Genomic DNA, 13063 nt, shown 5'->3' with positions numbered 1-13063 from the left:
CAGGGATCATTCCTGCTGACCTTGACCATTTTTTCACTCCAACTATGGATACTTCCCGGCGACGCTCTGTTTGCAGGGCGCGCGGGTGAAAAATAAGTCGCACTTTGATGGGCAATTGCCATGACGGTTGTTCTCGCAGACTTCCCCTCAAGGTTAGAATGCAGGAAATCAGGATGAGTCAATGACCGACCACTCTCTCTCGCAAGCTCAATACGACGCCATCACCGATGCCGCTGCGCACTGGTGCATGCGTCTGCACGCCGTTGACTGCACGGCCGAAGAACGCCAGGCGTTCGAGCAATGGCGCAATGCTCATCCTCTGCATGCCTTCGAGTACGAAGCCATGCTGGAGATCTGGGATGTTGCGGGCGACTTGCCTCGTCCCGAATCTCCCGCGCCGGCTGTTCGCGGCAAACCGACAATGCCTTGGCGCACTTTCGGCATTGCCGCCACCGTCTGCGCCTTGGCGTTGCCGCTGGCGGCCTATACCGGATGGAACCTGGGTTGGCTGCCCAATGCCTATCAGCATTTCGAAGCGACCGACAATGTTCGTCAGGTCACGCTGAGTGACGGCAGCCAGGTGGAGCTGAACCTGGGCAGTGAACTGACGTTCAGCAATTACAAGGACCAACGTCGTGTCACGCTGAAAAAAGGCGAAGCCTTCTTCAGCGTCAGTCATGACCTGCAGCATCCGTTCATTGTCAGGGCTGCCGATGGCAGGATTCGCGTCACTGGAACCCAATTCAATGTCTGGATGTATGAAGACCAGGTACGCGTGAACCTGATCGAAGGTTCTGTGCTGGTGACCAGCAACGGTGCCCTGCCCGGCGAGGGTTCACGTCTCGAACCTGCCATGCAGGCACGTTACCGACACGGCGACTTCACGCCGCAAATCAGCCAGACCTCTGCCAACGACCATTCGCTGGCCTGGCGCAGCGGCAAACTGGTGCTCGATGATCTGACGCTGACCGATGCCCTGCCCTTGATCAATCGCTATTTGAACAAGCCAGTCATGATCGCCGACCACAGTACCGGCTCGATTCGCCTCGGTGGTATCTACAACATCAAAGAGCTCAACAGCCTGGTGGCTTCGTTGCCCAAGGTGCTGCCGGTCTATCTGACCCGCAACAAGGACGGCAATCCGGTCCTCAATTCGATCCCGCAACAAACCCCAAAAAGCTGAAGGCCGCCACCCTTGCGGGGTGCGGCCTTCACTTTTGATTCAAACGCTGTCGCGATTACTGCGCGGCGATCTTCCCTGCTTTTTCATCCTGCTCGCGGATCGTCTGAGCCTGGTACTGCGGATCGGACGTGATCTGCTGCTCGGTGAACGGCAACACACTCAACTGTTTCTTCGAAAAGACCAGTGTCTGGTCCCGGGAGTACTTCGACGCCGGGTCACTGGACAACGAGAATGCCAACAAACCCCGAGCTTGCGGCCCCTTGTCATCGAAAGTCACCACCTGCAAATAGCTGGTGCCACTGACGACTTCGCGCTTGCCGTCGGTTCTCGGCACGCTCTGGATCGCGTTATACACACCCAGCGTGCCCGGCCCGCCGTGGATCGGCGTTTGCTGCCCGCCGCTGCTGACCACCTGGATATCGCCCCAGCGGCTATCGGCTTTCAGGCCAAGGGTTTTTACCTTCTCGACCGAGGCCAGCATCGCCGCCCGAATCGCTTTGGCGACGTCTGGCTGTTCAATTGCCAGACCACGTGGTGTGTTTTGCGGATCCTGCGGGTCGAACGCCACACGCCAGATGCCAGGGATTTGCTGTAACGGCACCATGACATTCTGAAAATGCACAAAGCCCAGTCCACTGTCCAGATTCACCCGGCGATCCCAGGCCTTGAGGCTGGCACACAACGGCGTAAGCATCGGCGCATCGACGCCGAGGTCCGCGGCACAGAATTGCAGCAGATCCGGCATCACTTGGGCCGCCTGATACACCTGATCGTCCATCACCATGTGTTGCAGATCTGCCGCAGCGACAGGGCCGGCCTTGCTCAAGGTGCCCAGACGCTCCAGTGCGAAACGCGAACGCAGCCCCAACGGCTGATTGTCCTGACTGATCAACGGCGAGAAACCGGTGAGCGGTTGTGCCGGGTTGGCCATCCAGGCCGAATCATTGGAATGCTGCACAAAGTCTTTGCGCAGCAGTTGCGGCAACTTGTCTGCCGCATAAATACCTTTTTGCGCAGCGTTCGGGTCGATGTCCCAGGCACAGGCGCTGTTGGAACCGTCGAGCAGGATCATCTGTAATCCGGCCCGAGGATCGCTGCACTTGGCCAGCTTGTCGGCATTGACGTTCGGCACCACCGACAGGTTCATGTAAAGCGTCTGCCCCTGATCGTCCACCGCCAGGGTATTGACCCATGGAATCCCCTGAATCTTGTGCACCGATGCCTGCAAATCCTTGAGGCTGGCGGCACGGTTCATCGCATACCACTGCTGCAAGACCCGGTCGTTCTCCAGGTTGGCATCGCGCAGGCTGTAGGCGAACTGGTTGTTCCAGTCCAGCTTGCCGGGCCATTGCACAATCGGGCCGAACTCCGAGCTGTAGACCACATGGGAAATCTGCCGAGTCTGGCCATCGGCTTGCTTCACGTTCACCGCCAGCGTCTGCTTTTTCATTGGCAAGGACTTGCCATCCAGCAGGTAACGGGTCGGATCCTTGGGATCGAGTTGCAGGCGATACAGCGTGAAGTGCTTGGACGAATCCACCGTGTGGGTCCACGCCAGGTGCTGGTTGAAACCAATATTAATCATGGGCAGGCCGGGCAACGCGGCGCCCATGACGTCCAGTTTGCCGGGAATGGTCAGGTGCATCTGATAGAAACGCATCCCACCGACCCACGGAAAGTGCGGATTGGCCAGCAGCATCCCGCGACCGTTGAACGAACGTTCACTGCCGACCGCCACGGCGTTACTGCCACGATCCAGAGCAAAGCGTTGCATGCGCGAAGCCGCCAGCTGGAACGACACCGGTTCGCCCGCCACATGGGTAACGGCTTTCGGCGGGGTAGCGCCGGCCAATGCTTCGGCAAACTGCCCCACGCCGCCTTCGACCAACAGACGTCGGGTCAACTTGACCAAGTCCTGCGCGGTAATCGCGCGCACCCATTCACTCTGGCATTGCTGCGGCAAACCCTGCGCTCGACGCTCTGTCAGCGAACGGTTGTAACCCGCCACGTAACCATCGATGAGCTCGCGGACTTCCGGTGTTTGCGCCTGCCAGAAAGCGGCGACGGCCTGGGGGGTGTTCAGCCAGTTGAAGAACACATCGCTGGCCAGGTTCCCGCGCTCTTCGATCGTAAACTGGTCCGGGCCGAAATACCGGGAGCGCTCGCCATTGACGGTGACGATCTCATTGGCCAGCAAGCACAGATTGTCCTGAGCGTAGGCATAGCCAATGCCATAGCCGAGCCCGCGCTCGTTGTCGGCACGAATATGCGGCACGCCGAAACTGGTTCGACGAATCTCGGCCGTCGCCTGCTCTGGCTGGCTGCGCGCATTTGCTGCAAGACTCAGCCCCAGAAACACACCCGCAAGGCTCAACCTGGTTAACTGCCTGGAAATAATCACGCTCGCTCCTGATCGAAAAGACGTATGACACGCAATGCGCCTCCCCTTAAAACGAAGCAAACAGCAAAAATTTAGGACGTCCCCACGCCCAGCTCACGGGCCGCTGACGTAACCGCGACAAATTTTCTACATGTGGGTCTTCATTATTTGCCTGGCTCGTTCGTCATATTGATTGAGAGCACCCATCACATTTTTCCGGATCAGGCTCTGAAAAGGAGTTTTTGCATGTACAACCCGCAACTGCCAACGGACGGTAGCCATGCGCCAAAGACCAGCCCCCTGGGCTCAGGCGTTTTCAATCAACAAGCCGAACGCCACGGCAACGAACGGATCAGGTTTCTGCTCAAGAGTTTTGGCCTGCGCACCAGCCTGATTCGTCTGAAAGTCATCGACGCCTTGCTGACCGCCGCCGAAAGCGACCGCAGCCTGGGGGTGCGTGGCGTGCACAGCCACTTGCTGGACCTGGACATTCCCCTGTCCTTTCTCAGTGTCCGTGAAGTGTTGAAACGCTTGTGCGGTGAAGGCGTGATCACCCTCAATCCGGACAAAAGCTACAGCCTGCATCCACAGGCCGCTGCTGTCCTTTACAGCGAACAACCCGGCCAGGGGGCGTCGCTCAAGGCTTGACCTTGCGACGCATTACGCCATTGATCACCACCACGAGCACCGCCACGCCAATGGCGATGTACTGGAACAGCTGCTCTGTGATGATCCCTGCGTTTTGCAGCCAGGAAAGGCCGAACATGATCCCCAGTACTACCAGGGAGATCAGAATCGAGTATTTCAAACGTTGCGACTGGGTCATTGCGGGTTCCTGAACCAAAAAAATGTATCCGGCTTGTATCCGATTGCATACCAAGCCCCTACCGCACTGCGGGAATGAGGGGCTGCAAACGGGGTCTCATGTTACAGCCGATGAGGAGTTTTGACTTCATTGCGGCGATAACCATGAGGATTTTGAAATGTTCCGTCGAATCACACTGCTGATTCCCCTGCTCGCTCTCCTGACCCTGAGTGGCTGCATCGTTTTCCCCCACGGCGGCTGGTATGGCGGCCACCATTATGACCGTGGCGGACCTGGTTATTATCAACATCGATAATATGGAACTCGCTCAGGCGCTTGAGTCTTTTCTATAGAAACCATTGGCCGACTGCGCACAGAGTTCCACCATCCAGTCGACGAACACCCGCACTCGTCGGGACAATTGGCGATGAGGAGGATAGAGCGCCGTCAGCGGCAAACCCGGTGGCGGCACGTCCCTCAGGACCTGGATCAAACGCCCCTCCTTCAGTTGGCGGGCAACGTGATAATACGGGGTCTGGACCAAGCCATATCCCGCCTCGCACGCCGCCAGATAGCCATCGGCGCTATTGACCGAAACGTGCTTGGGCAGGTCGATCAACCGCAGCTGATCATCGAGTACAAATTCCAGTCCAAAGCGTTTGCCGGTGTCATTGGAAAAGTACTCCACCATCTGGTGCCCCTGCAGATCCTCCAGACACAGCGGAGTCCCGCAACGCTGCAAGTATTCCGGGCTCGCACAGGTGACCTGGTCCATCACGCCCAACGGCCGTGCCACCAGTGAGTCGTCCAGGGTCGAGCCACCTCGCAACACGCAATCGATACCTTCGCGGATCAGATCCACAGGCCGGTCATTCAAACCGATTTCCAGTTCGATCAATGGATACTGGGCAGTGAACTGCGGCAATGCCGGGATCACGATCAAACGCCCCACTCCCGCCGGCATATCCACTCGCAGCAGACCTTTGGGGTTTTGGCGAGCTGCGCAAAACACGGCTTCGGTTTCCTCCAGATCCGCCAGCAACCGCACGCAACGCGGGTAATAGGCAGCGCCATCGAGTGTCAGGCTGATCTGCCGGGTGGTACGTTGCAGCAGTTGTACGCCCAGATGTGCTTCAAGTTGCTTGATCAGAATGGTCACGGAGGCGCGAGGCATTTGCAGGCTGTCTGCCGCTTTAGCGAAGCCGCCCAATTCGACAATTCGAGTGAACACGCGCATGGCGTTGAAACGGTCCATTGCTTTGGCTTACCGGCTAATTATTTAGAAATTACGAATAGTGATAGCAGTTTTAGCCGGTTTATCTTGTTTCTGTCGAGGTGAACAATAGGATTTCAATTCACAAGGGAGCTGATTTCATGCAAACACGACAACTGGGCAAAAACGGTCCGCAGGTGAGCGCGATCGGTCTGGGCTGCATGGGCATGACCGACTTCTACACCACCGGCGTGGACACCCGCGAAGCCACGGCCACGTTGCACCGCGCGCTGGAACTGGGGATCAACCTGCTGGACACGGCAGATATGTATGGCCCACATACCAATGAAGAGTTGATCGGCAAAGCCATTGTCGGCAAGCGCGACCAGGTGTTTCTGGCCAGCAAGTTCGGCATTGTCCGCGACCCATCCAATCCCGGTGCACGGGGCGTCAACGGGCGACCGGAATACATTCGCGATGCTATCGACGGCACCCTCAAGCGCCTTGGCGTGGAAACCCTGGATTTGTATTACCAGCACCGCATCGATCCGCAGGTGGCCATCGAGGAAACCGTCGGCGCCATGGCAGAACTGGTGAAGGCCGGCAAGGTGCGTTACCTGGGATTGAGTGAAGCCTCGGTCGCCACGCTGGAGCGAGCGAACAAGGTTCATCCGATCAGCGCACTGCAAAGTGAATATTCGCTGTGGAGCCGCGATCAGGAGGAGAACGGTTGCCTGGCTGCGTGCCAGCGCCTGGGTGTTGCCTTTGTGCCGTACAGTCCGTTGGGCCGGGGTTTTTTGACCGGAGCCCTGAGAAGTCCGGATGATTTCGCCGCCGACGATTACCGTCGCTTCAGTCCACGTTTTCAAGGGGAAAACTTCGCAAAAAACCTGTTGCTGGTGCAGCAGGTGCAGGCCCTGGCCGCAGACAAGGGTGTGACGGCGGGCCAGCTGGCGTTGGCGTGGGTCTTGGCCCAAGGGGATTACCTGATCCCGATTCCAGGCACCAAACAGCGTAAATACCTGGAAGAAAATGTGGCGGCACTGGACGTGAAGTTGAGCCACGAAGAATTGCAGGCCCTGGAAGCGATATTCCCGGCCCATGCCACGGCAGGCCTGCGTTATCCGGAAGAAGTCATGAAGTTGCTTGACCGATAACACGTGCCCGGCCCGTTCGATGGTTCGAGCGGGCCAGCGCTGCCAAAGATCACGCCTTGGCGTTAACACCCTTGTCATTAGGTACCGTCGTACCGTTGCCCTTGCCATAGGCTTGCAAGTTCTGCAGTACGTAGATCGCCGTCTTGTATTCCGGGATCAGGCCAATGGCGTACTTGTCACCCTTGATGCTGTTGTTCTGAATGGTGTCCAGTTGCGTGGCGAAATACTCCAGTGCATTGAACTTCGCATCCGGGTCTTTCTGTACGCCAAACCGGTCAAACTTGTCACCGGCATTAAGCAAGGTCATCGAAGTAATATCGGAAATCAGGCCTTTGCCTCTCAAGAAGGCACTGAGATTGCCCAGTTGCCTGGCGGAGACATTTTCCGGATCGAAACCCTTGATGTTCCTGTGCAGTTTCTGTTCATCCATTTTCGCCGTGCTCAGCGCATTGGGATTGCTTCCCACCAGCGCCAGCATCTGCTTGACCCTGGCGCTGTGGGTGACAGGCTTGCCGCTGCCGGTATCCTTGACCAATAAACCTGCTTTGCTCGTCCAGGCACCTGTGTATCCGATTGTCATGACCGGGCTCCCGACTGTGTGACGGGATGCCGATCATCCAAAACACACAGACGTCCTTGTGAGGCGACCATAAAAGTTCCTTGTTTAACCGAGTTAAGTGCGGGCGAGTATCGATGCGCGCTCTAACGTCACCAACAAATATTTCCATTTTTTACAATTCTTGTACATTTACGATACATACCAAAAAAGCGCCTTGTTTTATGGGACTACACGAACTCTTCGATATGGGTGCAGATAACTAATCAAGCCTTTATGTACGTCTTGGTTAGTTTGTTTGTATCGGTGGTGCCGGGCAAACTAACTTACTGGCGCTAAAAGTTCGTTGATCGCAAGCTGGCATGTCCCCCTGTGGCGAGGGAGCTTGCTCCCGTTGGGGCGCGCAGCGGCCCCGAGTCTGCCATTGTGGGGAGCCAGATCGAATACGAACGTCTGTTTTGCGACTGCTTCGCAGCCGAGCGGGAGCAAGCTCCCTCGCCACAATGATTACCAACGCTGTATTACTTCGAAACAATCCCCTGTCTCTTTGTTGGGTAAACGGGTCAAAATGCATCTTTTTGGCCACAACCCGAGACGAGATCCCCATGCGAACCCACCTGCGTCTGGCCGCCCTGAGCGCCCTCTTCATCTCTTCCCTGGCCCAGGCCGCCGACCTGATCCCCATCGAAGTTCACCGCGACGCCAACTGCGGTTGCTGCAAAAAATGGGTCAGCCATCTGGAAGCCAACGGTTTTAAAGTTGAAGACCATGTCGAAGCCGACATGAGCCAATTCAAGCAACAACACGGCGTGCCACCTCGCCTCGCGTCCTGCCACACTGCCCTGATCAATGGCAAATTCGTTGAAGGCCATGTACCTGCCGATCAAGTACTGGCCTTGAGCAAGCGTGACGATCTGTTGGGTGTTGCCGCCCCAGGCATGCCCATGGGCTCGCCCGGGATGGAAATGGACGGCATGAGCGATGCCTATCAGGTGATCGGCCTGAAAAAGGACGGCACTGACGTGGTGGTGGCGGACTACCCCGCCCATTGATGTTCGGCGCATACATCGGGCTGTTTCTCGCGGCGTTCGGTGCCGCGACGCTACTGCCACTGCAGTCCGAAGCGGTGCTGGTGGGGCTGTTGCTCAGCAACCAGTATTGGCTCTGGTCGCTGCTGGCGGTCGCAACGCTGGGCAATGTGCTGGGGTCGCTGCTGAACTGGTGGCTAGGGCGCGGCATCGAGCGGTTTCACGACCGGCGCTGGTTTCCGGTCAGTCCTCGCCATCTCGAGCAAGCCCAAAAGCACTATCAGCGTTACGGCCACTGGTCGTTGCTACTAAGCTGGGTGCCGATCATCGGCGACCCTCTGACGCTGGTGGCTGGCGTCATGCGCGAGCCGTTGGGGCGTTTCCTGATGATCGTGACACTCGCCAAGGGCGCCCGCTATGGTGTGTTGGCCCTTGCTACGCTGGGGTGGATGGGTTGAACGATCATGCAGGGCCGTGACCTATGTTTAATCTCACCCTAATCATGCCGATCCAGCATCGGCAGATTTCCTGTGGAGCTCACCCATGTCGCGCATTTTCTCCCGCTGGTTACCGGGCCTGCTGCTGACGGCGGCACTACCGGTTCTCGCCCAAGCCCAGACCCAGACCCAGGCCGAAACGCCGGAATACGGTCCGGAACTTCAGGGTTTCGAGTATCCCTACACGGTCAAGCACTTCGCCTTTGAGTCCCAGGGTAAATCCCTGCAGATGGGTTACATGGACATTGCCGCCCAAGGCAAGGTTAACGGCCGCAGCGTGGTGCTGATGCACGGCAAAAACTTCTGCGGCGCCACCTGGGACAGCTCGATCAAGGCGCTGAGCGAGGCCGGTTACCGGGTCATCGCCCCGGACCAGATCGGCTTTTGCACCTCCAGCAAACCGGACCACTATCAATACAGTTTCCAGCAACTGGCAACCAACACCCAGCTACTGCTCAAGGCCTTGGGCATCCAGACCGCCACCCTGCTCGGCCACTCTACCGGCGGCATGCTCGCCACCCGTTATGCGTTGCAATACCCCGATCAAGTCGAACAACTGGCGCTGGTCAATCCCATCGGCCTGGAAGACTGGAAAGCCCTCGGCGTGCCGTATCGCACGGTTGATCAATGGTACGAACGTGAGCTGAACGTTACGGCGCAGGGTATCCACGACTACCAACGCAGCACCTATTACGATGGCCGCTGGAAGCCGGAGTTTGATCGTTGGGTGAACATGTACGCAGGCCTGGCCAAAGGACCGGGCAAAACAGCAGTCGCGTGGAACTCGGCGCTGATCTACGACATGATCTTCACCCAACCGGTGTACTACGAGTTCAAGGACCTGAAAGTGCCGACCCTGCTGCTGATCGGCACCTCCGATACCACGGCCATCAACAAGGACATCGCACCACCCGAGGTCAAGGCGAAAATCGGTCATTACGACGTACTCGGCAAGCAAGTGGCAAAACTGATTCCACAGTCGACGCTGATTGAATTTCCGGGCCTTGGCCACGCGCCGCAGATGGAGGAACCGGCCAAATTCCATCAGGCGTTGCTCGACTGGCTGAACAAAACCAATCCCGTTCGTTGATGAGGTAAGGCTGATGGCGGTGCAGATTGCGGTGATCGATGACTGGCAGGACGTGGCTCGCGACGTGGTGGACTGGTCGGTGCTGGACAGCATCGGTCAGGTGAGTTTTATCCATGACTACCCGGCCGACAACGAAACCCTGGCCGAACGGCTCGGCGCATTCGAGGTGATCTGCGTGATGCGCGAGCGCACCCGGTTCGACGAAGACCTGCTGCGCCGCTTGCCCACACTCAAACTGCTGGTCACTGGCGGCATGCGCAACGCCGCCCTGGACCTGAAAGCCGCCGCTGCGCTGGGCATTCAGGTCTGTGGCACCGACAGTTACAAACATGCCGCCCCCGAACTGACCTGGGGGCTGATCATGGCCGCGACCCGCAACCTGGTGGCCGAAGCCAACGCCTTGCGCGCAGGTCAGTGGCAACAAGGGTTGGGCGGCGACCTGCAGGGCAAGACCTTGGCGATCCTCGGTCTGGGCAGCATCGGTCAACGGGTCGCCCGGTTCGGGCAGGTGTTCGGCATGCGGGTGATTGCCTGGAGCGAAAACCTGACCGCCGAACGGGCCGCCGAAGTCGACGTCACCTATGTCAGCAAGCAGGAACTGTTCGAGCAGGCCGACGTGTTGTCGGTCCATCTGGTGCTCAGCGAGCGCAGCCGAGGGCTGGTGGACGCTCAGGCACTGGACTGGATGAAACCTACGGCATGGCTGATCAACACCGCCCGCGGGCCGATTGTCGATGAGTCGGCATTGATCAAGGCACTTCAGAAGAAACGCCTGGCGGGCGCGGCGCTGGATGTGTTCGAGCACGAGCCGTTGCCCCGTCACCATCCCTTCAGAACGCTGGACAATGTACTGGCCACGCCTCATGTCGGGTATGTCAGCCGACAGAATTACCAACTGTTCTTTTCGCAGATGATCGAGGACATTCAAGCCTGGGCAGCTGGGGCGTCGATTCGGATTCTGAACTAGGACTGCGTTATCGTTCATCGTGGGCAAGCCTCGCTCCCACAGGATTTGTATCGACCGTAATACCGTGACCGACACAAATCCTGTGGGAGCGGGCTTGCCCGCGAAGAGGCCCTAAAACTCACCACACCTCCCCAAATTCTTCGCACCACAATGGCGCACATAACCTCCCATCACGCCCGATTATCGTGACCTCCCGGTCCCGATTTGACCCGCACCAGAAAATAAACCTGCACTTCGTCGGTGCGTCTCCCCGCAAAGCTCTATGCCTGTACCCTCTTTTGACCGATTGTCGAACAATTTCACCCGTTGGCCGCCCCCGCTCTAAGTTCTGGCCTAGACTGATTTTCGCGGAGTAAAACCGGCTGGTCATTCGGTGAAAATAATCGAAACTTTTGGTGCTGGCCTCGTGTCAGGTTAAAGGTAGGGCCACAGCGACTGGTGCATTCCTTGCAACAGCCACTTCACCCATTCTGCTTCAGCGCATGGGCAGCACTTGCTCACCGATGCGTAGCGCGTTTGCGCCCGGCCACAGGATTTGGCCACGAACACCGTTTGTGCCAGGCCTAGAATTAGATCAACAACACGGGAGATTCATATGATCAGTGCGGCTTTAGATATCCAGGGAGAACGTGCTCATCAGCAGGTCGGGGAAACGAGCACCGTCGGTGTCCTCAATGCCAAATCGGTCAACATGCCGACCCCCAAGACGCTGGCACCGGTAGCCAGTCAGAATCCCAACAAGAAGAGAGTCCTGTTCGTCACCTCGGAGATGGCCGACCTGGTAAAGACCGGAGGTCTTGGCGACGTTTCCGCCGCACTTCCCCGGGCCATGGCGCATCTGCACGATGTGCGTGTGTTGATCCCCGGTTATCCGCAAGTGATGAACAGCGAAAACCCGATTCATATCATTGGTGAACTGGGCGGGCACGCAGCATTGCCGCCCTGCAAGATCGGGCGCATGGACATGCCCGACGGCCTGGTCATTTACGTGTTGATCTGCCCTGAATTGTACGAGCGCGAAGGTTCACCCTACGGCGCCAACAACGGCCGCGACTGGCCGGACAACCATATTCGTTTCGCCCGGCTGGGCCTCGCAGCGGCCGACATCGCCGCCAACCTCGCACAAATTCACTGGTGCCCGGACCTGGTGCACGCCCACGACTGGCCCGCTGGCCTGGCACCGGCCTATATGCACTGGCGTGGCCAACGCACCCCGACCCTGTTCACCATCCACAACCTGGCATACCAGGGCGTCACCAGCCTAGGCTCGTGCCCGGAACTCGGTATCCCCATGCATGCCTTGCAACAGGAAGGCATGGAGTTCTACGGCAAGATGTCGTTCCTCAAGGCCGGCATGGCTTACTCGAGCCACATCACCACCGTCAGCGCAACCTATGCCCAGGAAATCACCACGCCAGCCTTCGGCTGCGGCCTCGACGGTTTTCTCGCCGCCAAGACCCAGCAAGGTCTGCTCAGCGGAATTCCCAATGGCATCGATGAAAGCTGGGATGCGGCGACCGATCCGCACCTGTTCCACCCGTTCGGCATCGGCGATTGGGACGGTAAAGCTGTTAATGCCATGCATGTTCGCAGGCTGTTCGACCTCGAAGACTCCGAAGGTCCGCTGTTCGCCGTGGTTTCGCGGCTGGTCTACCAGAAAGGCCTGGACCTGACCGAAGCAGTGGCCGAATACATTGTCGACAACGGCGGGCAAATCGCGATCATCGGCCGTGGCGAACCGGAAGAAGAACAAGCCATGCGCGAACTGGCGTTGCGCTTCCCCGGGCAAGTCGGCGTGCACATCGGCTTCAATGAAACCGACGCCCGACGGATGTTCGCCGGCAGCGATTTCCTGCTGATGCCTTCGCGTTACGAACCCTGCGGCCTGAGCCAGATGTACGCCCAGCGCTTCGGTTCATTGCCGGTGGCCCGCAATACTGGCGGCCTGGCCGACACCATTGAAAACGGCGTGACCGGTTTCCTCTTCGACGAATCCACGGTAGAGAGTTATCGCGAAGCCCTGAGCCGCGCGTTCAAGGTGTTCGCCTTCCCCGGCCTGCTCAACGCGATGCGTTGCCGAGCCATGGCGGCGCCTTTCAACTGGTGCCAGGCAGTCGAACCCTACGCCGAACTCTACGAACAACTGGTAGCTAAAGCGCTGGGAAAATCGGGCAGACAGTAAGAGGC

At 58.2% G+C, this 13063-nt stretch carries 12 protein-coding genes; 8 read left to right on the top strand and 4 right to left on the bottom strand.

Annotated features, from left to right (window positions below):
- The first annotated feature begins 181 nt into the window (after positions 1-181).
- The gene (locus KGB18_RS06630; RefSeq protein WP_123722929.1) at positions 182-1183 is read left to right on the top strand and encodes a FecR family protein; all 1002 of its coding nucleotides are present in this window, start codon (positions 182-184) and stop codon (positions 1181-1183) included.
- Positions 1184-1238: 55 nt separating this feature from the next.
- Here the strand turns inward: KGB18_RS06630 and KGB18_RS06625 are convergent, their stop codons facing one another.
- Positions 1239-3584 carry an acylase gene (locus tag KGB18_RS06625; protein WP_223569564.1) on the bottom strand — a complete coding sequence of 782 codons (2346 nt, stop codon included), beginning with the start codon at positions 3582-3584 and terminating at the stop codon, positions 1239-1241.
- A 225-nt stretch (positions 3585-3809) separates the two neighbouring features.
- Between KGB18_RS06625 and KGB18_RS06620 the strand changes: the two genes are divergently transcribed.
- On the top strand, positions 3810-4211 hold the full coding sequence (locus tag KGB18_RS06620; RefSeq protein WP_123722931.1) for a fe2+ zn2+ uptake regulation protein: 402 nt from the start codon (positions 3810-3812) through the stop codon (positions 4209-4211).
- On the opposite strand, the gene KGB18_RS06615 is transcribed toward KGB18_RS06620, so the two are convergent.
- Complete coding sequence (locus KGB18_RS06615) at positions 4201-4389, bottom strand: hypothetical protein (protein ID WP_007901365.1); 189 nt, start codon at positions 4387-4389, stop codon at positions 4201-4203. The genes KGB18_RS06620 and KGB18_RS06615 overlap by 11 nt on opposite strands.
- 307 nt (positions 4390-4696) lie before the next feature.
- Positions 4697-5623 (bottom strand): LysR family transcriptional regulator, encoded by a 927-nt coding sequence (locus KGB18_RS06610; protein ID WP_123722932.1) that lies wholly within the window; start codon positions 5621-5623, stop codon positions 4697-4699.
- A gap of 119 nt (positions 5624-5742) precedes the next feature.
- Between KGB18_RS06610 and KGB18_RS06605 the strand changes: the two genes are divergently transcribed.
- Positions 5743-6738 carry an aldo/keto reductase gene (locus tag KGB18_RS06605; protein ID WP_123722933.1) on the top strand — a complete coding sequence of 332 codons (996 nt, stop codon included), beginning with the start codon at positions 5743-5745 and terminating at the stop codon, positions 6736-6738.
- Positions 6739-6787: 49 nt separating this feature from the next.
- Here the strand turns inward: KGB18_RS06605 and KGB18_RS06600 are convergent, their stop codons facing one another.
- Complete coding sequence (locus KGB18_RS06600) at positions 6788-7318, bottom strand: hypothetical protein (protein ID WP_123722934.1); 531 nt, start codon at positions 7316-7318, stop codon at positions 6788-6790.
- 581 nt (positions 7319-7899) lie between these two features.
- On the opposite strand from KGB18_RS06600, the gene KGB18_RS06595 reads away from it, so the two are divergent.
- From KGB18_RS06595 to glgA, 5 genes are all read left to right on the top strand, one after another.
- Complete coding sequence (locus tag KGB18_RS06595) at positions 7900-8346, top strand: DUF411 domain-containing protein (RefSeq protein ID WP_123722935.1); 447 nt, start codon at positions 7900-7902, stop codon at positions 8344-8346.
- Positions 8346-8780, top strand: coding sequence for a YqaA family protein (locus KGB18_RS06590; protein ID WP_123722936.1), 435 nt, complete (start codon positions 8346-8348; stop codon positions 8778-8780). Before KGB18_RS06595 ends, KGB18_RS06590 begins: the two co-directional genes overlap by 1 nt.
- Before the next feature lie 85 nt (positions 8781-8865).
- Positions 8866-9909 carry an alpha/beta fold hydrolase gene (locus KGB18_RS06585; RefSeq protein WP_123722937.1) on the top strand — a complete coding sequence of 348 codons (1044 nt, stop codon included), beginning with the start codon at positions 8866-8868 and terminating at the stop codon, positions 9907-9909.
- A gap of 13 nt (positions 9910-9922) precedes the next feature.
- Positions 9923-10876, top strand: a complete 954-nt coding sequence (locus KGB18_RS06580) for a D-2-hydroxyacid dehydrogenase family protein (RefSeq protein ID WP_223569563.1) — start codon at positions 9923-9925, stop codon at positions 10874-10876.
- Positions 10877-11471: 595 nt separating this feature from the next.
- The gene (glgA, locus tag KGB18_RS06575; RefSeq protein WP_123722939.1) at positions 11472-13058 is read left to right on the top strand and encodes a glycogen synthase GlgA; all 1587 of its coding nucleotides are present in this window, start codon (positions 11472-11474) and stop codon (positions 13056-13058) included.
- Positions 13059-13063: the final 5 nt, after the last annotated feature.

It is taken from the genome of Pseudomonas sp. BF-R-26 (genome assembly GCF_019947395.1).
Classification (GTDB): domain Bacteria; phylum Pseudomonadota; class Gammaproteobacteria; order Pseudomonadales; family Pseudomonadaceae; genus Aquipseudomonas; species Aquipseudomonas farris.
This window is presented reverse-complemented; position numbering and strand designations above follow the sequence as displayed.